We start from the raw sequence: 19,476 nt of genomic DNA, 5'->3' as shown, positions 1-19,476 counted from the left end.
CGGAAAGCGTTCCGGCGGGCTATCCGTCGGTTGGGGACGGGCGCTTACCAGGACAGGCACAGGGCCCGCCTCGAAAGAGCGCGGTATTTACTCGCGAAGTCGATCCGCGTCAACGCCAGTGATTGCACCGGTTAATAGCACCTTAACGGCCACGCTTTCGCCACCTGGCGTCGCCATTGTCGCCTCGGGTTTCCCTTTTGTGTCGAGTGGCGTTTGGTCCGGTCAAGGTCGCATTCAAATCGGGTCGGACGCGGCCTCCTGCTCGCCGGATCGGTAGCAGCCCATGCGCTCGTGCTGGCGTTGCTGGCCCTGCCCCAGGCCACCGCATTCCTCGACCGCTCGGACGACGAGGACGCCCTGACGGTGACCCTCGTGCGGCCGCAGAGGCCTCTGACCACGGCGAGGTCACAGCCGGTGAACGCCAGAAGCGTGGATGGCCGCCCCCTGGCCGTGCGGCCCAGTCCCCGTTTGCCGGCCCTGCCGGTACCGCCGGGCGTGCCCACCCTGCCGACGCTTCCCGCCATCGGGACGGGCAACGCTTCAGCCCCGCCGCCGGAAGGTCCGCGCGGAGACCTCCGGACGGCCCTGAGGTCGAGCGGCGTCGGTTGCGCCAATGGCACTGCTGTCGGGCTGAACCGACGCGAACAGGAACGGTGCGACGAGCGCTGGGGTGAAGCGGCCCGCCGGGCTCCGCTCTACTCCGAGGCCCCCATGGATCCAGCCAAGCGGGCCGCCTTCGACCAGATCGCCGCCGGCCAGGCCGCCGCCCGGCGCTACCGTCAGGCCCCGATGGGTCCTGGCGTGGATCATCGCAGCCGCGATGGCCCCGGTCAGGTCAAGGAGATCCCGTTCGTGATGGGCAACACCGACGGCATCGGGCGCAAGAAGTCGGACGAGAGCCTGGGCATTCGACGCTGAGGTCAGGCCTTGGGTCGCATGACCAGCCAGGGCGTCGGACCGGCCCGCCATTCCCAGAGGGCCAGCACCATGTCCAGATGGCTCCGGTGTGTCAGAACCGGTGGCAAGTCTGCCTTGCCGACCTCCGGGTCCAGCCGGCGGATGTCGTGGCTGGCAGCGAACCGCTCCATGATCCGGTCCGTGACCCCCGGGCGAAGGCCGGGATGGGTCTCGACAATCAGGTTATAGCCCGCCAGGGCGGGATAGAGATCCGGGCGCAGGAGATCGTCCTCGGCCCCCTCGGCGTCGATAAACACCAGGATACGACCCTTGTCCTGGAAGGTCGCGAAATCGGTACCGTCAAAGGCCCCACGGATGACGACCCGATCCGCCACGCCATTGGCCTGGGCCAGGAAGCCGCAACGCCGACGGGCGGTTTCGTCGATGTCATAGGCGTTGACGATGGCGTCCGGCATCAAGCGGGCCAGGCCGACGGCATAATAGCCTTCCGCGCAGCCGATATCGATGACGTGATCCAGTCCGGCCGCCGCGAAGGCCAGCAGGTCGGGGTGAAGCTCGCGCTCATAGACACCCAGCAACCTGGGCAGAAGAGCGCCTTCGGCAGCATTGACGACATAATCCAGGCCGGAAAAGGGACCAGACCGGACCTGCAGCCCATCAGCGGCGAGCGTGTTGACCCAGAGTTGCGTGCGCCATTTGACGGCCGTCATCAGGGATTTGGCCAGCAATTCCTCGTCCGACAACTGGTCAGATTTGGCGACGAGGTCCCTGAGCCGCGCCGCACTGTCTGATGTCAAACCCATTGTGGCCGGTCCCCGAGGCGATGATCTCCAGATCTAAACCCATGGGCGAAATGCGGAAAGCCCGGGATCGCTCCCGGGCTTTCTTGAGTCATCCGATTGGCGGGCGCATGGCTTGCACCCGCCAGACTGGACATCGCAAACCGCCTATTCGGCGTCGGCGAGGGCGATGGCCTCGGGAAGAGGCTCCATCGCATCTTCACGCTGCTGGGCCAGTTGCTCGTCGCGCTTGGCTGCGACGCGCTGCAGGCTGCGCAGATAGGAACCCGTACCGGCGGGGATCAGGCGACCCACGATGACGTTTTCCTTCAGGCCTTCCAGGGTGTCGGTCTTGCCGTGCACCGAGGCTTCGGTCAGGACGCGGGTCGTTTCCTGGAACGACGCGGCCGAGATGAAGCTCTTGGTTTGCAGCGAGGCCTTGGTGATGCCGAGCAGCACCGGCTGGGTGGTGGCCGGACGGCCGCCCCGCGCGACAGCGCGGTCCTGCTCGATGTAGAACTCGGGCTTGTCGAGCTGATCGCCCTTGATCAGACCCGTATCGCCCGGCTCCAGGATCTCGACCTTCTGCAGCATCTGACGAACGATCGTCTCGATGTGCTTGTCGTTGATCGGCACGCCCTGCAGTCGATAGACCTCCTGGATTTCGTCCACGAGGAAGTTGGCCAGGGCCTCGACGCCGAGGATGCGCAGGATGTCGTGCGGATCCGGGTTGCCGTCGATGATGTACTCGCCGCGCGCGATGAAGTCGCCATCGTGCACCGCGATGTGCTTGCCCTTGGGGATCAGGAACTCGACCGGCTCGCCCTGGTTGCCGTCTGCATCGACTTCCGGGGTGATCTTGATACGGCGCTTGTTCTTGTAATCCTTGCCGAATTCGACGCGACCGTCCATTTCCGCGATGACCGCGCAGTCCTTCGGACGGCGGGCTTCGAAGAGTTCGGCGACGCGTGGCAGACCGCCGGTGATGTCGCGGGTCTTGGCACCTTCGGTTGGGATCCGTGCGATGACCTCGCCCGGCTTGACCATGTCGCCATCGGCCACCGACAGAATGGCCCCGACCGACATCAGGTAGCGAGCCTCGCCGCCGTTAGCCAGACGGACATAAGAGCCGTCTTCGCCCAGCACGCCCATGGCCGGACGCAGGTCCGAAGCGCGGGCCGAGGTGCGCCAGTCGGCGATCACGCGTTGCGCGATACCGGTGGCTTCGTCGGTTTCCTCGCGGACGGAGAAGCCGTCCACCAGGTCTTCGGCGCGAATGCGGCCGGCGACTTCGGTGATGATTGGGGTGGTGTAGGGGTCCCAATCGGCCAGGCGCTGTCCGCGCTTGACCTTCTCGCCGTCCTTGATCTTCAGGCGCGCGCCGTAAGGCGGCTTGTAGTTTTCGCGTTCCTTGCCGTCGACCAGGACGCTGACGGCCGTGTTGCGGCTCATCACGACCAGGAAGCCGTCGGCGCCGGTCACGGTGGCACCGGTCACGCGGACCGTACCGTCGTTGCTGCTTTCGAAGAACGACTGCTCGGCCACCTGGGCGGTGCCGCCGATGTGGAAGGTTCGCATCGTCAGCTGGGTGCCGGGCTCACCGATGGACTGGGCGGCGATGACGCCGACCGCTTCACCGATGTTGACCGGGGTACCACGGGCCAGGTCGCGGCCGTAGCAGGCACCGCAGACGCCGATCTTGGCTTCGCAGGTCAGGACCGAACGCACCTTCACCGACTGCACGGCAGCCGCCTCGATGGCGTCGGCCATGTTTTCGTCGAGATAGGTATCGGCCGGAACGACCAGCTCGCCGGTCGCCGGGTCCTTGATGTCCTCGGCCGAGAAACGGCCCAGGACGCGGGCGCCCAGCGAGACCAGAACGTCGCCGCCCTCGACGACGGCGCGCAGGGTGATGCCCCGCGTGGTGCCGCAGTCTTCCTCGACGATGATGCAGTCCTGCGCGACGTCGACCAGACGACGGGTCAGGTAACCCGAGTTGGCGGTCTTCAGCGCGGTGTCGGCCAGACCCTTACGGGCACCGTGGGTGGAGTTGAAGTACTCCTGAACGGTCAGGCCTTCCTTGAAGTTCGAGACGATCGGGGTCTCGATGATCTCGCCCGAGGGCTTGGCCATCAGACCGCGCATGCCGCCCAGCTGCTTCATCTGGGCCTGCGAACCACGAGCCCCGGAGTGGGCCATCATGTAGATGGCGTTGATTTCCTTCTCGCGGCCGTTCTCGTCCTTATGCTTCATCTGAAGCTCGGCCATCATTTCGTCAGCGACGCGATCGGTGGCCTTGGCCCAGGCGTCAACGACCTTGTTGTACTTCTCACCCTTGGTGATCAGGCCGTCGGCGTACTGCTGCTCATATTCTTCAGCCAGCGAGCGGGTTTCGGCGACGATGGCCTCTTTCCGCTGCGGGATGATGATGTCGTCCTTGCCGAAGGAAATGCCGGCCTTGGCCGCTTCCTTGAAGCCCAGACCCATGATCTGGTCGGCAAAGATGACCGTCGCCTTCTGACCGCAGTGGCGGTAGACGATGTCGATCAGATTGCCGATTTCCTTCTTGGTCAGCGCCTTTTCGATCAGGCGGTGACCCACCTGCGGGTGACGCGGCAGCAGGGCGGCGATCTTCATCCGGCCCGGGGTGGTGTCGATCACGCGGCGACGGGCCACGCCATCGGCGTCCACTTCCGTGAAGCGCGACTTGATCTTGGCGTGCAGGCTGACGACGCCGGCATCCATGGCGGCTTCGATTTCGGCGATGTCGCTGAAGATCTTGCCTTCACCCGGCTCGCCGTCGCGGGCAACCGACAGATAGTACAGACCCAGGACGATGTCCTGCGACGGCACGATGATCGGGCGACCGTTGGCGGGCGACAGGATGTTGTTGGTCGACATCATCAGGACGCGCGCTTCGAGTTGCGCTTCCAGCGACAGCGGCACGTGCACGGCCATCTGGTCGCCGTCGAAGTCGGCGTTGAAGGCGGCGCAGACCAGCGGATGCAGCTGGATGGCCTTGCCCTCGATCAGCTTGGGCTCGAACGCCTGGATGCCCAGACGGTGAAGCGTCGGCGCGCGGTTCAGCAGGACCGGGTGTTCGCGGATAACCTCTTCGAGGATGTCCCACACCTGGGGCTGTTCGCGCTCGACCATGCGCTTGGACTGCTTGACGGTGCCCGACAGGCCCTTGGCGTCAAGGCGCGCATAGATGAACGGCTTGAACAGTTCGAGCGCCATCTTCTTGGGCAGGCCGCACTCGTGCAGCTTCAGGTCGGGACCGACCACGATGACCGAACGGCCCGAATAGTCGACGCGCTTGCCGAGCAGGTTCTGACGGAAGCGACCCTGCTTGCCCTTCAGCATGTCGGCCAGCGACTTCAGCGGACGCTTGTTGGCACCGGTGATGACGCGACCGCGACGGCCGTTGTCGAACAGGGCGTCGACCGACTCCTGCAGCATCCGCTTTTCGTTGCGGATGATGATGTCAGGGGCGCGCAGCTCGATCAGGCGCTTCAGGCGGTTGTTACGGTTGATGACCCGGCGATAAAGGTCGTTCAGGTCGGAGGTGGCGAAGCGGCCACCGTCCAGCGGCACCAGCGGCCGCAGTTCCGGCGGGATGACCGGCACGACCGTCAGCACCATCCACTCGGGGCGGTTGCCCGACTCCGAGAAGGCTTCAAGGATCTTGAGGCGCTTGCTGAACTTCTTCTGCTTCATGTCCGACACGGTGCCGGCCAGCTCTTCGCGCAGGCGGTCGGCTTCCTTGTCGAGGTCGATCGCCTTCAGCAGGTTCTGCACGGCCTCGGCGCCGATCTCGGCGGTGAAGCTGTCATCGCCGTATTCTTCCTGGGCGCGCATATAGTCGTCCTCGCTGAGCAGCTGGTGCTGCTTCAGCGGGGTCAGGCCCGGCTCGGTGATGATGTAATATTCGAAGTACAGGACGCGCTCGATGTCCTTCAGCGGCATGTCGAGCATCATGGCGATGCGCGAGGGCAGCGACTTCAGGAACCAGATGTGGGCGACCGGCGAGGCCAGTTCGATGTGGCCCATGCGCTCGCGACGGACGCGGGCCAGGGTGACTTCGACACCGCACTTTTCGCAGATGATGCCCTTGTACTTCATGCGCTTGTACTTGCCGCACAGGCATTCGTAGTCCTTGGTCGGGCCAAAGATACGGGCGCAGAACAGGCCGTCACGCTCGGGCTTGAACGTGCGGTAGTTGATGGTTTCCGGCTTCTTGATCTCGCCGAACGACCACGAGCGGATCTTTTCAGGCGAAGCCAGCGAAATACGGATCTGGTCGAAGGTCGGAGCGGCCTGGACCGGATTGAAGATGTTCAGGACTTCCTGGTTCATCTTGGTTCCTTCTGCGGGACTACCCGCGAAAATTCTTGAGACAGAGAGCGGCGATCAAAGGCCCCTCCCCGGTCCGGAGACCGGAGAGGGTGCGATGGATCAGCTGTTCTCCAGCTCGACGTTCAGGCCGAGCGAGCGCATTTCCTTGACCAGCACGTTGAAGCTTTCGGGGATACCGGCTTCGAACGTGTCATCGCCACGGACGATCGACTCGTAGACCTTGGTGCGGCCGGCCACGTCGTCGGACTTCACCGTCAGCATTTCCTGCAGGGTGTAGGCCGCGCCGTAGGCTTCCAGTGCCCAGACTTCCATTTCCCCGAAGCGCTGACCGCCGAACTGGGCCTTACCACCCAGCGGCTGTTGCGTGACGAGCGAGTACGGACCGATCGAACGGGCGTGGATCTTGTCGTCGACCAGGTGGTGCAGCTTCAGCATGTAGATGTAGCCGACCGTGACCGGACGCTTGAACTGCTCGCCGGTCTGGCCGTCGTACAGGATCGATTGGCCCGACGGATCGAGGCCCGCCATGCGCAGATGATCCTCGATGTCGCCGATCCGCGCACCGTCGAACACGGGGGTCGCGATCGGAACGCCCTTGCCGAGGTTGCGGGCCAGTTCCACCAGACCCTCTTCGGTGTCGGGCAGTTCTTCGTCCGGGCCATAGATCTCGGTCAGACGCTCAACGAGCGCCTGCTTCTGACCGCCGGCCTGCCAGTCTTCCAGCAGGGCGGTGATCTGCTTGCCGAGACCGGCGCAGGCCCAGCCCAGGTGGGTTTCGAAGATCTGGCCGACGTTCATGCGCGAGGGCACGCCCAGCGGGTTCAGAACCACGTCGACGTGCGTCCCGTCGGCGAGGAACGGCATGTCCTCGATCGGCAGGATGCGCGAGATGACGCCCTTGTTGCCGTGACGGCCGGCCATCTTGTCGCCGGGCTGAAGCTTGCGCTTCACGGCCACGAAGACCTTGACCATCTTCATCACGCCCGGGGGCAGTTCGTCGCCGCGCTGCAGCTTGTCGACCTTGTCCTCGAAGCGGCGGTCCAGACGCTTGCGGTTCTCGTCGAACAGACGGCGCAGGCTTTCCAGTTCGCCCATCGCCTTCTCGTCTTCGAGAGCAATCTGCCACCACAGGCCCGGCTGGATTTCAGCCAGCTTGTCGGCGGTGATCTCGCCGCGCGACAGGCCCTTGGGACCCGACAGGGCCACATTGCCGATCAGCAGCTCGCGCAGACGGCCCGAGATGTTGCGGTTCAGGATCGCGAATTCGTCGTCGCGGTCCTTGCCCAGGCGGTCGATTTCCGAGCGCTCGATGGCCAGGGCGCGTTCGTCCTTGTCGACGCCGTGACGGTTGAACACGCGGACATCGACGATCGTGCCGGCGACGCCCGGGGGCAGGCGCAGGCTGGTGTCGCGGACGTCAGAGGCCTTTTCGCCGAAGATGGCGCGCAGGAGCTTTTCTTCCGGCGTCATCGGGCTTTCGCCCTTCGGCGTGACCTTGCCGACCAGGATGTCGCCCGGCTGGACTTCGGCGCCGATCGCCACGATGCCGGCTTCGTCGAGGTTGCGCAGGGCTTCCTCGCCGACGTTCGGGATGTCGCGGGTGATTTCTTCCGGACCGAGCTTCGTGTCGCGGGCCATGACTTCGAATTCCTCGATGTGGATCGAGGTGAAGACGTCGTCGCGGACGATGCGTTCGGAGATCAGGATCGAGTCTTCGAAGTTGTAGCCGTTCCAGGGCATGAACGCGACGAGCGCGTTGCGGCCCAGGGCCAGTTCGCCCAGCTCGGTCGAGGGACCGTCAGCGATGATGTCGCCGGCGCTGATCTTGTCGCCCACCTTCACCAGCGGGCGCTGGTTGATACAGGTCGACTGGTTCGAACGCTGGAACTTGCTCAGACGATAGATGTCGACGCCCGAACGGGCGGCGTCGGTCTCTTCCGTGGCGCGGACGACGATACGGGTACCGTCGATCTGCTCGACCACGCCGGTGCGCTTGGCCACGACCACGGCGCCGGAGTCGCGGGCGACCACGGCTTCCATGCCCGTACCGACCAGCGGCGCGTCGGACTGCACCAGCGGCACGGCCTGACGTTGCATGTTCGAGCCCATGAGGGCGCGGTTGGCGTCATCGTTTTCGAGGAAGGGGATCAGGGCCGCGGCCACCGAAACCACCTGACGCGGCGACACGTCCATCAGGTCCACCTGTTCCTTCTGGAGCAGGGTGGGTTCGCCGTTGATCCTGCCGGGCACCAGGTCGTCGACGATCTCGCCGTTCAACACCTTGATGTTGGACTGGGCGATGACGTGCTTCGACTCTTCCATGGCCGACATGTAGACGACCTCGTCGAGCGGCTTGCCGTCGGCGACGCGACGGTAAGGGCTCTCGATGAAGCCGTACTTGTTGACGCGGGCATGGGTGGCCAGCGAGTTGATCAGACCGATGTTTGGGCCTTCCGGCGTTTCAATCGGGCAGATGCGGCCGTAGTGGGTCGGGTGAACGTCGCGGACTTCGAAGCCGGCGCGCTCACGGGTCAGACCGCCCGGGCCGAGCGCCGAGAGACGGCGCTTGTGGGTGATTTCCGACAGCGGGTTGGTCTGGTCCATGAACTGCGACAGCTGCGAGGAGCCGAAGAATTCGCGGACCGAGGCGGCGGCCGGCTTGGCGTTGATCAGGTCGTGCGGCATCACGGTGTCGATGTCGACGGACGACATGCGTTCCTTGATGGCGCGTTCCATGCGCAGCAGGCCGACGCGGTACTGGTTTTCCAGCAGTTCGCCGACCGAACGGACCCGGCGGTTGCCGAGGTTGTCGATGTCGTCGATTTCGCCGCGACCGTCGCGCAGGCCGACCAGCAGCTTCAGGACGGCCAGCACGTCTTCCTTGCGGAGCACGCGCATCTCGTCCGAAGCGTCCAGCTCCAGGCGCATGTTCATCTTCACACGGCCGACGGCCGACAGGTCGTAGCGCTCGGCGTCGAAGAACAGCGACTTGAACATCGCTTCAGCGGCTTCGACGGTCGGCGGCTCGCCCGGACGCATGACGCGATAGATGTCGAACAGGGCGTCCTCACGGACGGCGTTCTTGTCCACGCGCAGGGTGTTGCGCATGTAGGCGCCGACCGTGACGTGGTCGATGTCCAGCACGTCGATGGTGCTGAAGCCTTGGTCGGCCAGGGCCTGGATCGAGGTGACGTCCAGCTCGTCGCCGGCTTCAGCGTAGATTTCGCCGTTTTCGAAGTTGACGGCGTCGCGGGCCAGATAACGGCCGGTCAGGGCTTCAGGAGCCAGCAGCAGGATCTTCAGACCGTTGTCGGCCAGTTTCTTGGCCTGACGGGCGGTGATCTTGGTGCCGGCCGGAGCGACTTCCTCACCGGTGTCGCCGTCAACCAGGGCGAACTCCGGCTTCACGCCGCGCCAGCGCTCGGGCTTGTAGGGGGTGGCCCAGCCGCCTTCGCGCTTCTCGAACGGGACGACGTCGTAGAACGTCGTCAGGATCTCTTCGCCGTCCATGCCCAGGGCATAGAGGAAGGTGGTGGCGGGCAGCTTGCGGCGACGGTCGATGCGGACATAGACCACGTCCTTGGCGTCGAACTCGAAGTCCAGCCACGAGCCGCGATACGGGATCACGCGGGCGGCGAACAGCAGCTTGCCCGAGGCGTGGGTCTTGCCCTTGTCGTGGTCGAAGAACACGCCGGGCGAACGGTGCATCTGCGAGACGATGACCCGCTCGGTGCCGTTGACGATGAAGGTACCCTTGTCGGTCATGAGCGGGATATCGCCCATGTAGACGTCCTGCTCCTTGATGTCCTTGACGGACCGGGCGCCGGTTTCTTCTTCGGTTTCGAACACGATCAGGCGCAGCTTGACCTTCAGCGGCGCCGCGAAGGTCATGTCGCGCTGGATGCACTCTTCAACGTCGTACTTGGGCTCTTCGAATTCGTACGAGACGTATTCGAGCACCGCGCGCTCGTTGAAATCCTTGATCGGGAAGACGGACTTGAAGACCGCTTCAATGCCCTCGTCGCGGCGCTGGCCCGGACGGACCTCGCGCTGAAGGAACTGTTCGTAGGAGGAGCGCTGAACCTCGATCAGGTTCGGCATCTGCACAGCTTCGGGGATGCGGCCGAAAGACTTCCGGATCCGCTTCTTGCCGGTGAACGATTGCGCCATGTTTTTCCCTTGGGCGCGGATCGCCGCGCCAAATGTTTCGAAGGGCCCGTGCGAAAAGACTCCGCGCGAGCGTTCGTTTGTCCTGCGTCCACCCTCGCCGCACCCGCCTGAAACGGGAGCGCCGGACGCTGGAATTCCCCTGACAGGCGACCGGGACCGGTAGACCTGTCGGGCGCCCCTTCGCGCGGGTCGGAGGGCGGCTGACCGCGCCTCGGGGCGTAAATTGCGGACACGCGCGTGCGCGTTCCACCGAATGTCTTCGTGAACGCGCGGATATAGGCCAAGCCCGGAGCGATGGGAAGAGGGATTGTTGAGATTCTGTCTACGCCCGGTCGAGCCCGGCCAGGGCCGGCCGACTCATCCGTGCCAAAGCCCGACCGTTCCGCCCGGACCACCCAGCACACCCGTCTTCCGGTCCACGAGGCGCACGACATTATAAGGTTGGGCCGTGAGGCGCTCGAATTGGCCTCCGTTCCGGCTGGCCAGGGTTCCCGAAAGGCCCGTGGCTAGCACCGTTGCCCCGGTCGTCGCGATCGAGGACAGAAAGCCGGGCGGCGCATCGACGGCCTGGAACTGGTCTCCGCCGGGGGGCAGCCACGCCAGATTGATGCCCCTGGCCGACGGGACCTTGTAGTCACCACCGCAGACCCAGAGTTCGCCACGCGGTCCGAAGGTCAGGGCGAAGGCCCCCTGGGTCGGCCCCTTGGCGGGGATCGGCGTCTCAAAGACCTGGAACCGCCGCAGATGGCCGTCGCGCGACAAAAAGACCCGCCCCCAACCGGCCCCGCCCGTACAGAAGGCCAGCTGCCCCTTGGGCCCGATAGCCAGACAGCCGTTGCTGGCCGCAAAAGCCGCCTCGCCGGCGGCAGGGGCCGGGATCAGCCCCCGTGGCGCGCGAGCCCAGTTGACCCCGCCGTCGCGGGTGATCAGCAGGGTAAAGCCTTCGTCGGTCGGATCGCCAAGGATGTAGCCGGTGCGGCCGTCCGGGGTGAAGACCAGGGCATCCCAGAAACCGGCGGGATCGGAATTGGTCATTTCCGCCGCCCAGATCCGCCCACCGTCGCGGGTCCGCCAGAGCTGCGAAGCCGTTCCAGGACCGGCACTCATCGCCAGCACGTGATCGCGGTCAAAGGCGTGCAGTCCCCGGAAATCCAGCCCCTCGGCCCCGCCGGGACGCACGACCGTCAGGCTGCGGCCCCGACCACCGTGATAGAGCACCCCGTTCGACCCGCTGGCCCAGTAGCCGTGCCGGACGATCGACAGGCCACGCAAATGACTGACCGCGCCGGGTTCGAGCATCTCGATATGGCCGGCGGTTCGCACTGCGGCCTTCGCCGGGCTGGTCAGGGCCGGAGCCACCAGGGCCGCTGCCGATCCCATCAGGGCGGCACGGCGGGTCAGGTCAGACAGAATCATGGCTCGGCTCCCTTGGCCCAGGATCCTAGACCCAATCGGACCTGCCGCGCTGCAGCCTAGGCCTTTAGCAGCGCCAGGAGCGCTTCGGCCGCCGGCCGCGACGAGGCCGGGTTCTGACCGGTGATAAGAAGGCCGTCGGTCTGGACGAACGGGGCCCAGTCCGGCCCCTTGGCATAGATCCCGCCCCTGGCCTGCAGCATGTCCTCGACCAGGAAGGGCACGACCTTGGTCAGGCCGACGGCCTCTTCCTCGGAATTGGTGAAGCCGGTCACCGCCTTGCCCGAGACGAGAGGCTCGCCGTCCGGCCGCCGGACATCGCGCAGGACGCCGGGGGCATGGCAGACTGCGGCCACCGGCTTGCCTGCGGCCGTGAAGGCCTCGAGCAGGGCGATCGAGTGCGGATCGGAAGCCAGGTCCCACAGCGGGCCATGGCCACCCGGATAGAACACCGCGTCGAAGTCGTCCGCCTTCACCCCGGCCAGGGTCACGGTGTGAGCCAGGGCCTTCTGGGCCTCCGGATCGGCCTTGAAGCGGCGCGTGTCGTCGGTTTGGGCGTCGGCGTCATCGCTCTTGGGATCCAGCGGCGGCTGACCGCCGGCGGGCGAGGCCAGGACGAGGGTCGCCCCGGCGTCTTTCAGCGCATAGTAGGGCGCGGCGAATTCCTCCAGCCAGAACCCAGTCTTGTGACCCGTGTCACCAAGACGATCGTGTGAGGTCAGAACCATCAGAATGTGCATGGGAGCCCGATATGTCGTGAAGGGAGGGGGCTCGAAAGGGGCACGAACCTGGCTACCATAACCCCCGAGGGCGCGAGACGTTGCGCGTCCGCCTCCCGGCCCAGGCGGAGCGGCTCCAACCCTTGTGCCACTGGCGGCCGAGATCGGGTTGAGCCTGACGACCCCGGCGCGGGAGATCAGCCGCTGGGGTGAGCGGATCGGGCGGTGCCGCCGGCCCGCAGGGCCTGCTGGACGCCGGTGATCAGGCTTTCCGGCGTGATCGGCTTGGAGATGTGCCAATCTGCACCCGCCTCCGCGCCCTGCAGCCGATGCTGCTCCATGGCGTTGGCGCTGAGCAGCGCGATCGGCGTGCGGACGCGGCCCGGGTCGGCAGCTTCCAGAGCGCGGAAGGCGCGGGTGGCGGTCAGGCCATCCATCACGGGCATCTGCATGTCCATCAGGACCAGGTCGAAGGTCTGCCGCTGAAAGCAGTCGAGGCCCAGCTGGCCATTGCCCGCGATCTCCAGGTCCACGTCATAGGGCTCAAGCACCAGGGACACGATCTTCTGGTTGATGTCATTGTCCTCAACCAGCAGGACCCGCAAAGCCGGCCCTGCGGCCAGACCGATCTCCTCGGGGGCAATTACCGGCTCGGCGGACTCAGAAGCGGCCTCTGGCCGCGCCAGCGGAATATCAAAGCTGAAGGTGCTGCCGGCGCCAGGCTGCGACTGTACCCGGATGTCACCGCCCATCAGATCCACCAGTTGCTTGCAGATCGACAGGCCAATGCCGGTACCGCCGAACCGCCGGGTGATGCTGTTGTCGGCCTGACGAAAGCGGTCGAACAGGCTGACGACCAGGCTCTCATCGAAGCCGATGCCGGAATCCCGCACCGCCACCCGCAGGTGGGTCAATGTCGGCGACACCGCGTCCGGCTCGACGTCCACCGTCAGGCTCACCTCGCCCACGGACGTGAACTTTACGGCGTTGGACAAGAGGTTGGCCAGAACCTGCTGGAGGCGAAGATCATCGCCCAGGAACTGTCCCCGCGCGGCCTCGCTCAGTCGCAAGGTGAAGGCCACACCCTTCTCGGCGGCACGCGCGCCCATCAGGTTGGCGATGCCCTGAATGCAGGCTGCTAGGTCGAAGGGCCGAGCCTCTATGGCCATCAGGCCGGATTCGATCTTGGACAGATCCAGCACGTCAGAAACCAGCCGCTCCAGAAGCAGGCCGGAGCTCTCAATCATGCCCAGCATGTCGCGCTGCTGGCTAGACAGTGGCGTTGCAGCCAGAACGCCGGCGACGCCAACCACCGCGTTGAGCGGCGTGCGGATCTCGTGCGACATGTTGGCCAGAAAGTCGTCCTTGGCCTTGCTGGCCGCCACCGCCGACTCGCGCGCCGCTTCGGCCTCGCGTCGGGCCTTGAGGATCTCGGCCTCGTACTTCCGGCGATCCGATGCCGGGAACACCGCTAGCCGAATGCCAGACTGATCGCCTTTCAGATCACCGATCAGCTCGGCATTCAGAAGGACCGGCACCCTGGCGCCGCTGGCCGAGACCAGGTCGAAGGCCACCTCATCCACCCGTCCCTGCATCTTCACAAGCGGTGCGACATGGGTCTCGAAATAGATCCGCCCGGCCACGCTCAGCAGGCTGGGAAAGCCCGTCACGCCGATCATCGCTTCGGGCGATCGTTCCAGCAGCCCGCAGAAATAGCGATTACAGGCCGTCAGGACATGCCCCGGCCCCAGCACGGCCAGGCCGCACGGTGCCATGTCGAAGAGCGCATCGAGATCAGAGCCAGTGGCCGAGGGCGGAAGGTGCGGCACGCCCTTCCCTAGCCGGCGCGCAGTTCGTGAACGTCCAGATAGGTTCGCATGGCCGCGATCGTCGCCTCCGGAGCGCTCAGGTGCGGACAATGGCCGGTGGCGTCCAGCGTGGTCAGCACGCTGCCGGCAATGGCCGCCTGGACATAGCGCCCCACCACGGGCGGGGCGATGCTGTCTTCTAGACAATCAATGATCATGGTCGGCGTCGCTACTGCGGCGAGGTCCTGCCGAGAATCGGACAGGAAGGTGACGCGAGCGAACTGCCGGGCGATGTCGGGATCGGTGGTGCAGAAGCTGTTCGACAGCTCCTCGGCCAGTTCCGGCCGGTCGGGATTGCCCATGATCACCGGGGCCATGGTCGTGGACCAGCCCAGATGGTTGGTGTCGAGGAATTCCAGGAGCTCGTCGATGTCGGCGCGGGCGAAGCCGCCGACATAGTCCGCGTCGTCGACATAGCGGGGCGATGGACAGATCATGATCATGTGGCTGAACAGGCCGGGCCGGCGCGCGGCGGCGAGCACGCCGATCATGGCGCTGACCGAATGGCCGACGAACACCACATCCTTCAGGTCCAGCGCGTCGCACAGGGCCACGACATCGTCCGCATAGCCGTCGAGCGAGGCGTACTTGTCGCGATCATAGGCCGACAGGTCCGAACGCCCGGCTCCGATATGGTCAAACACGACGGTCCTGAAATCGGCCGCGAAGGCCGGCGCAACAAGACGCCACATGTTCTGGTCACAGCCGAAACCGTGCGAAAACAACATCGGCCGCACGCCCTGGCCTGAAATCTGAACCGCATGCTGCTCCGCAAGGGTCAAAGCCATTCTCCTGGGCGATACTGACGGTCGGAACGCGCGCAGAACAAACTGGCAGGCTTTTTCATCCGGTCAAGGTTTCGCCGCTGCGGCCCGCCCGGAGACGAAAAACGGCCCCGGAGGTTTCCCTCCGGGGCCGCTCTTCAAGTCGTGATCCCCAACCGAAGTTGGGAAACTCCATTCGCCGAAGCGAGCGGAATTCTTACTTCACGGTGACCTTGGCGCCGGCTTCGGTCAGCTTCTTGGCGACTTCGTCGGCCTGGGCCTTGGAGACGTTTTCGACGACGTTCTGCGGAGCGCCTTCGACCAGGTCCTTGGCTTCCTTCAGGCCGAGGTCCGGACGGACGCCGCGGACTTCCTTGATCACGTTGATCTTCTTGTCGCCACCGTCCGTCAGGACGACGGTGAATTCGGTTTGCTCTTCAGCAGCTTCAACCGGAGCGGCCGGGCCGGCAGCGGCGACGGCGACCGGAGCAGCGGCCGAAACGCCCCACTTTTCTTCCAGCATCTTCGACAGGTCAGCGGCTTCGAGGACCGACAGGGTGGACAGTTCTTCAACCAGCTTTTCGAGCTTGGACATGTTCAATTTCCTAAAACGAATGAGGGATGTACGCGGAGATGACCGTTAGGCGGCGTCTTTGGTCGCATAGGCGTTGAAGACGCGAGCAAGTTGGCCAGCCGGGGCCTGCAGGACGCCAGCGATCTTGGTCGCCGGAGCCTGGATGAGGCCGATAAGCTTGCCACGGATCTGATCCAGCGACGGCAGCGTGGCGAGCGCCCGCACCGCAGCTTCGTCCAGAACCGTCGTCTGACCCAGGATGCCACCGACGAGCTTGAGCTTGTCGTTTTCCTTGGCGTACTGGGCGACGATCTTGGCGGCGGAAACAGGATCCTTGCCATAGGCGATGGCGACCGGGCCGGTGAACAGGGCGTCGCCCGCTTCACCGATCGAGCCACCGAGGGCCTTCTGGACCAGGGTGTTCTTCACCACCTGGAACGTGGCCTCTTCCTTGCGGAGGCGGCTACGCAGTTCAGTCATTTCCGCAACGGTCATGCCCATGTAGTGGGTCACGACGACAGCGCCGGCGTCGGCGAACACGCTTTTCAGCGCCTCGATCGACTCCTGCTTTTGAGCGCGGTCCATTGCGGTCTCCTACTCAATTACAGCGGCCGGACCATTCCGGCAGCCAAATGCCACAAACATGAGGGATCGCTCCCGCACGCGAGTTGCATCAGCCTGTTCCAAGGAAAGTCAGCCGCGCGTCCCATCCGTTTTCAGGAGGAAATAGCGTGGTCTTGTCCATCCCTGTCTCCCGACGGCGAGGAAGGGCTCTTCCTCATTTACGGCGTTGGTGACCCCACGCCCCGCTGTTCACAAACAGGTCTCCTCCGGGTGAACCCGATGGAGAAGGCGCGGCGTATAGACGGTTTGGACGGCAAGATCAACCGGGGGCGACAGGAACCGCCCAACGCAGGCCAAAGGCCGCGTCGGGCGGTGTCGGTCAGGCGGCGGTCAGCGCGCCATCGACGGTGTAGAAGCCGCCGTTGCAGTAGGTCGCGTCGTCGGAGGCCAGGAAGGCCACCAGGCCCGCGACCTCCTCGGGCGTGCCATAGCGCTTGGCCGGCACGGCATTGCTGATCAGGTCATGGGAAAACTTGGGGTCGCCCGACTGGCCGGTGTTGATCGACTGCATCATCCGGCTTTCGATCGGCCCGGGATTGACGCAGTTGACCCGCACGCCCTTGGCCGCAGCCTCGATCGCCGCAACGCGCGTGATCCCTACGACGGCATGTTTCGAAGTGCAGTAGCCGGCCATGCCCGTCGCGCCGGTCAGTCCGGCGACGCTGGAGGTGTTGATAATGCTGCCCGCGCCCTGGGCGTACATCACCGGCAGGACATGTTTCAGGCCCAGGAAAACCCCGGCCACATTGACGCCCAGCACCTGCATGAACGCCTCCAGCGGATAGGATTCGATCGGCTGAACTGGACCTTCGATGCCGGCATTGTTGAAGAAGATGTCGATCCGCCCGCACTCGGCTTTGGCCTTTTCGACATAGGCCTTGACCGAAGGCTCGTCGGTGACGTCGGCCTCGGCCGTGACCAGCCTGGTATCCTTGGGCAGGGCGGCCTTCAGTTTGGACCAGTCGGTTCCGGGGATATCGACAGCGACGATGGTCGCACCGCGCTCGGCCATCAGCCTGGAGGTCGCCATGCCGATCGCCCCGGCCGCGCCCGTGATGACGGCGACCTTGCCCTCGAGAACTCGTGTCATGGACCATTTCCTCGTTGTGGCGGGAAGCCCGCCGACACCCTAAACTTTGACGGTCCTCGGTTCGTTGCATGACAACAGGAACGGAGTTCCGGCCGATACCGGGGCGAGCGCCCTACTTCAGACCGTCCTGCGCCAGTGTAAAGGCCACCACCGCATTGGCGTGGCCATGGCCCATGCCGTGTTCGGTCTTGAGCAGGGCCACCAGCTCCATGTGTTTGGCCGGATAGGCCGCGCGGACCAGGGCCTGCCAGTCGGCGATCGGCCGGCCATAGGTCTTTTCGATCGACGGGAAATAGGACGCCGGGCCCTTCACCTTCTCATCCGCCATGTCGTTCCTCCTGCTGCAGTTTCGCCAGGACCTGGCGGGCCGCCGCCACGCCGGTGGCGAAACAGGCCTGTAGCAGATAGCCGCCGGTCGGCGCTTCCCAGTCCAGCATCTCGCCGGCGACGAAGATATCCGGAGCGGCCTTCAACGCCAGCCCGTCGAGCGAGTCCAGCGTCAGGCCGCCGGCCGAGGAGATCGCCCGGTCCAGCGGCTGCACCCCGGTCAGGCGGATCGGCGCGGCCTTGATCGCCGCCGCCAGGGCCGCCGGTTTGACCGGCAGGTCCAGGCCATGGGCCTCACGCAGCAGATTGACCTCCACCGGCGACAGGTTGGCGGCCTTGCGCAGGAAATTGGCCACAGACTGGCCGTCGCGGGGCCGGTTGAGGCGCGCGGTCAGGGTCTCGACCGGCATGTCCGGTCGCAGGTCGATCTCGAAGATCGCCACTCCCTCGTGTTCGATGGCCTCGCGCGGGGCTGCGCCGAGGGCATAGATCGCTCCGCCCTCCAGCCCATAGGCGGCGACCATGGCGTCGCCGCGCGCTGTGACCTCGCCCAGCCGCACGGCGATGTTTTTCAGCGGCTCGCCGGCGAAGCGCTCGCGGAACACAGCGCTCCAGGTCACGTCGAAGCCGCTGTTGGCGGCGGCGAACGGGGTCACTGCCGCGCCACGCGCTGCGAGAAGCGGGGCCCACGCTCCGTCCGAGCCCAGTCGGGCCCAGCTGGCACCGCCCAGGGCCAGGATCGTTGCGCGCGGCCGCACGGCCTGGAGCCCCTCGGGTGTCTGGATCGCCAGGGCACCATCTTCGGCCCAGCCCTGCCACTCAGCCCGGAGGCGCAGTGCAACGCCCTGCCCTTCCAGACGGGCCAGCCAGGCCCGCAACAGGGGCGAGGCCTTCAGCGCCGTGGGAAAGACCCGGCCGCTGGAGCCGATGAAGGTCTCCTGCCCCAGCCCCTGCGCCCAGGCGACCAGATCGGCCGGGGTGAAGGCCTCCAGCATCGGCCGCAGCGTCGCACTGGCCGCGCCATAGCGCTGGGCGAACCGCGCGAAGTCTTCGGAATGGGTGAGATTGAGCCCGCCACGCCCGGCCATCAGGAACTTGCGGCCGAAGGTCGGCATCTTCTCGAACACGGTCACCGACCGTCCAGCGGCACTCAGCGTCTCCGCCGCAATCAGCCCGGCCGGCCCGCCGCCGATCACGGCGACATCTAACAAGGAATCAGCGTCGCTCACGCGGCCTCGATGTCGGTCAGGGCGAAGTCGTCGCCTTTGAACAGCAGCGGCACGCCGTTGGCTTTGGCGCAGGCATAGGCGAAGCAGTCACCCATATTGAGCCGGGCGGGGTGGACGCCCTTGCCAAACCGGGCGTGGGCTTCGAGTGCAATCGTCTGCTCTGCCTGTCCAATGGGAAGGACGCGCGCACCCGCCAGCCTCTGGAGCAGGCCAAGCTTGAGCGAGGCCATCGCAATGTCGGAGGACGTCTGGCGAGCGACGGCGCGTACAACCTCCCAATTAGCGATTGCGGAGGTCGTCACTTCGGTGGTGTCGGCCAGTTTCTCTCGGAAGGCCTCCGCCTCTGGCTCTTCCAGCAGAATCGCCGTCCAGGCCGAAGCGTCGACAAACATTAGTCGTCGTACATTTCGTCGAAGAACGCCTTGTCGGCCCTAAGCCCGGTGCGCGGCCAGCTGGAGACCTCCGCCGAGATCGCCCGCATCTTGGCCAATTTTTCGGCACGCGCCTGCTCGCGCGATGCCAGGGCCTCGGCGGCGGCCAGTTTCACAGCCTCGGTAATGCCGAGCCTGGTCTTGTCCGCCAGCTCTCGTACCAGGGCGTCAGTCTCGGGATCGCGAACGTGGAAAGCCATCGGACATCTCC

At 65.4% G+C, this 19,476-nt stretch carries 15 protein-coding genes; 1 reads left to right on the top strand and 14 read right to left on the bottom strand.

What is annotated here, in order from left to right:
- The first annotated feature begins 291 nt into the window (after positions 1 to 291).
- Positions 292 to 918 (top strand): hypothetical protein, encoded by a 627-nt coding sequence (locus ACW17U_RS01495; protein ID WP_492054561.1) that lies wholly within the window; start codon positions 292 to 294, stop codon positions 916 to 918.
- 2 nt (positions 919 to 920) lie between these two features.
- On the opposite strand, the gene ACW17U_RS01490 is transcribed toward ACW17U_RS01495, so the two are convergent.
- The 14 genes from ACW17U_RS01490 to ACW17U_RS01425 form a co-directional block, all read right to left on the bottom strand.
- A complete protein-coding gene (locus ACW17U_RS01490) occupies positions 921 to 1,721 on the bottom strand; it encodes a hypothetical protein (RefSeq protein ID WP_166504271.1) in 801 nt (266 codons plus the stop codon).
- A 144-nt stretch (positions 1,722 to 1,865) separates the two neighbouring features.
- Positions 1,866 to 6,056 (bottom strand): DNA-directed RNA polymerase subunit beta', encoded by a 4,191-nt coding sequence (gene rpoC / locus ACW17U_RS01485; protein ID WP_492054560.1) that lies wholly within the window; start codon positions 6,054 to 6,056, stop codon positions 1,866 to 1,868.
- Between the two features lie 99 nt (positions 6,057 to 6,155).
- Positions 6,156 to 10,226 carry a DNA-directed RNA polymerase subunit beta gene (gene rpoB / locus ACW17U_RS01480; protein WP_062149270.1) on the bottom strand — a complete coding sequence of 1,357 codons (4,071 nt, stop codon included), beginning with the start codon at positions 10,224 to 10,226 and terminating at the stop codon, positions 6,156 to 6,158.
- A 357-nt stretch (positions 10,227 to 10,583) separates the two neighbouring features.
- Entirely contained in the window at positions 10,584 to 11,642 is a 1,059-nt protein-coding gene (locus ACW17U_RS01475) for a WD40/YVTN/BNR-like repeat-containing protein (RefSeq protein ID WP_492054559.1), read from the bottom strand.
- A 56-nt stretch (positions 11,643 to 11,698) separates the two neighbouring features.
- A complete protein-coding gene (locus ACW17U_RS01470) occupies positions 11,699 to 12,379 on the bottom strand; it encodes a type 1 glutamine amidotransferase domain-containing protein (protein WP_492054558.1) in 681 nt (226 codons plus the stop codon).
- Positions 12,380 to 12,555: 176 nt separating this feature from the next.
- A complete protein-coding gene (locus tag ACW17U_RS01465; protein ID WP_492054557.1) occupies positions 12,556 to 14,187 on the bottom strand; it encodes an ATP-binding protein in 1,632 nt (543 codons plus the stop codon).
- An 8-nt stretch (positions 14,188 to 14,195) separates the two neighbouring features.
- On the bottom strand, positions 14,196 to 15,014 hold the full coding sequence (locus tag ACW17U_RS01460; protein ID WP_492054556.1) for an alpha/beta fold hydrolase: 819 nt from the start codon (positions 15,012 to 15,014) through the stop codon (positions 14,196 to 14,198).
- 193 nt (positions 15,015 to 15,207) lie between these two features.
- Positions 15,208 to 15,585, bottom strand: a complete 378-nt coding sequence (gene rplL, locus ACW17U_RS01455; RefSeq protein WP_062149279.1) for a 50S ribosomal protein L7/L12 — start codon at positions 15,583 to 15,585, stop codon at positions 15,208 to 15,210.
- Positions 15,586 to 15,630: 45 nt separating this feature from the next.
- Positions 15,631 to 16,149 (bottom strand): 50S ribosomal protein L10, encoded by a 519-nt coding sequence (rplJ, locus tag ACW17U_RS01450; RefSeq protein WP_062149282.1) that lies wholly within the window; start codon positions 16,147 to 16,149, stop codon positions 15,631 to 15,633.
- A gap of 358 nt (positions 16,150 to 16,507) precedes the next feature.
- On the bottom strand, positions 16,508 to 17,278 hold the full coding sequence (locus tag ACW17U_RS01445; protein WP_492054555.1) for an SDR family NAD(P)-dependent oxidoreductase: 771 nt from the start codon (positions 17,276 to 17,278) through the stop codon (positions 16,508 to 16,510).
- Between the two features lie 112 nt (positions 17,279 to 17,390).
- Complete coding sequence (locus ACW17U_RS01440; protein WP_492054554.1) at positions 17,391 to 17,606, bottom strand: DUF4287 domain-containing protein; 216 nt, start codon at positions 17,604 to 17,606, stop codon at positions 17,391 to 17,393.
- Complete coding sequence (locus ACW17U_RS01435; RefSeq protein WP_492054553.1) at positions 17,596 to 18,834, bottom strand: TIGR03862 family flavoprotein; 1,239 nt, start codon at positions 18,832 to 18,834, stop codon at positions 17,596 to 17,598. The genes ACW17U_RS01440 and ACW17U_RS01435 overlap by 11 nt, the downstream gene beginning before the upstream one ends.
- Positions 18,831 to 19,226 (bottom strand): type II toxin-antitoxin system VapC family toxin, encoded by a 396-nt coding sequence (locus ACW17U_RS01430; protein WP_492054552.1) that lies wholly within the window; start codon positions 19,224 to 19,226, stop codon positions 18,831 to 18,833. Before ACW17U_RS01430 ends, ACW17U_RS01435 begins: the two co-directional genes overlap by 4 nt.
- Positions 19,226 to 19,465, bottom strand: coding sequence for a type II toxin-antitoxin system VapB family antitoxin (locus ACW17U_RS01425; protein WP_492054551.1), 240 nt, complete (start codon positions 19,463 to 19,465; stop codon positions 19,226 to 19,228). Before ACW17U_RS01425 ends, ACW17U_RS01430 begins: the two co-directional genes overlap by 1 nt.
- Positions 19,466 to 19,476: the final 11 nt, after the last annotated feature.

This window comes from Caulobacter sp. AVps16, from assembly GCF_058681455.1.
Note: the sequence above shows the minus strand (reverse complement) of the source record. Positions and strands in the feature narration are given on the sequence as shown.

What these genes read in the sequence shown, in the direction of transcription:
- ACW17U_RS01490 (WP_166504271.1), bottom strand. Translation starts at nt 1,721, where the DNA reads ATGGGTTTGACATCAGACAGTGCGGCGCGGCTCAGGGACCTCGTCGCC.
- rpoC (WP_492054560.1), bottom strand. Translation starts at nt 6,056, where the DNA reads ATGAACCAGGAAGTCCTGAACATCTTCAATCCGGTCCAGGCCGCTCCG.
- rpoB (WP_062149270.1), bottom strand. Translation starts at nt 10,226, where the DNA reads ATGGCGCAATCGTTCACCGGCAAGAAGCGGATCCGGAAGTCTTTCGGC.
- ACW17U_RS01475 (WP_492054559.1), bottom strand. Translation starts at nt 11,642, where the DNA reads ATGATTCTGTCTGACCTGACCCGCCGTGCCGCCCTGATGGGATCGGCA.
- ACW17U_RS01470 (WP_492054558.1), bottom strand. Translation starts at nt 12,379, where the DNA reads ATGCACATTCTGATGGTTCTGACCTCACACGATCGTCTTGGTGACACG.
- ACW17U_RS01460 (WP_492054556.1), bottom strand. Translation starts at nt 15,014, where the DNA reads ATGGCTTTGACCCTTGCGGAGCAGCATGCGGTTCAGATTTCAGGCCAG.
- rplL (WP_062149279.1), bottom strand. Translation starts at nt 15,585, where the DNA reads ATGTCCAAGCTCGAAAAGCTGGTTGAAGAACTGTCCACCCTGTCGGTC.
- rplJ (WP_062149282.1), bottom strand. Translation starts at nt 16,149, where the DNA reads ATGGACCGCGCTCAAAAGCAGGAGTCGATCGAGGCGCTGAAAAGCGTG.
- ACW17U_RS01445 (WP_492054555.1), bottom strand. Translation starts at nt 17,278, where the DNA reads ATGACACGAGTTCTCGAGGGCAAGGTCGCCGTCATCACGGGCGCGGCC.
- ACW17U_RS01440 (WP_492054554.1), bottom strand. Translation starts at nt 17,606, where the DNA reads ATGGCGGATGAGAAGGTGAAGGGCCCGGCGTCCTATTTCCCGTCGATC.
- ACW17U_RS01430 (WP_492054552.1), bottom strand. Translation starts at nt 19,226, where the DNA reads ATGTTTGTCGACGCTTCGGCCTGGACGGCGATTCTGCTGGAAGAGCCA.
- ACW17U_RS01425 (WP_492054551.1), bottom strand. Translation starts at nt 19,465, where the DNA reads ATGGCTTTCCACGTTCGCGATCCCGAGACTGACGCCCTGGTACGAGAG.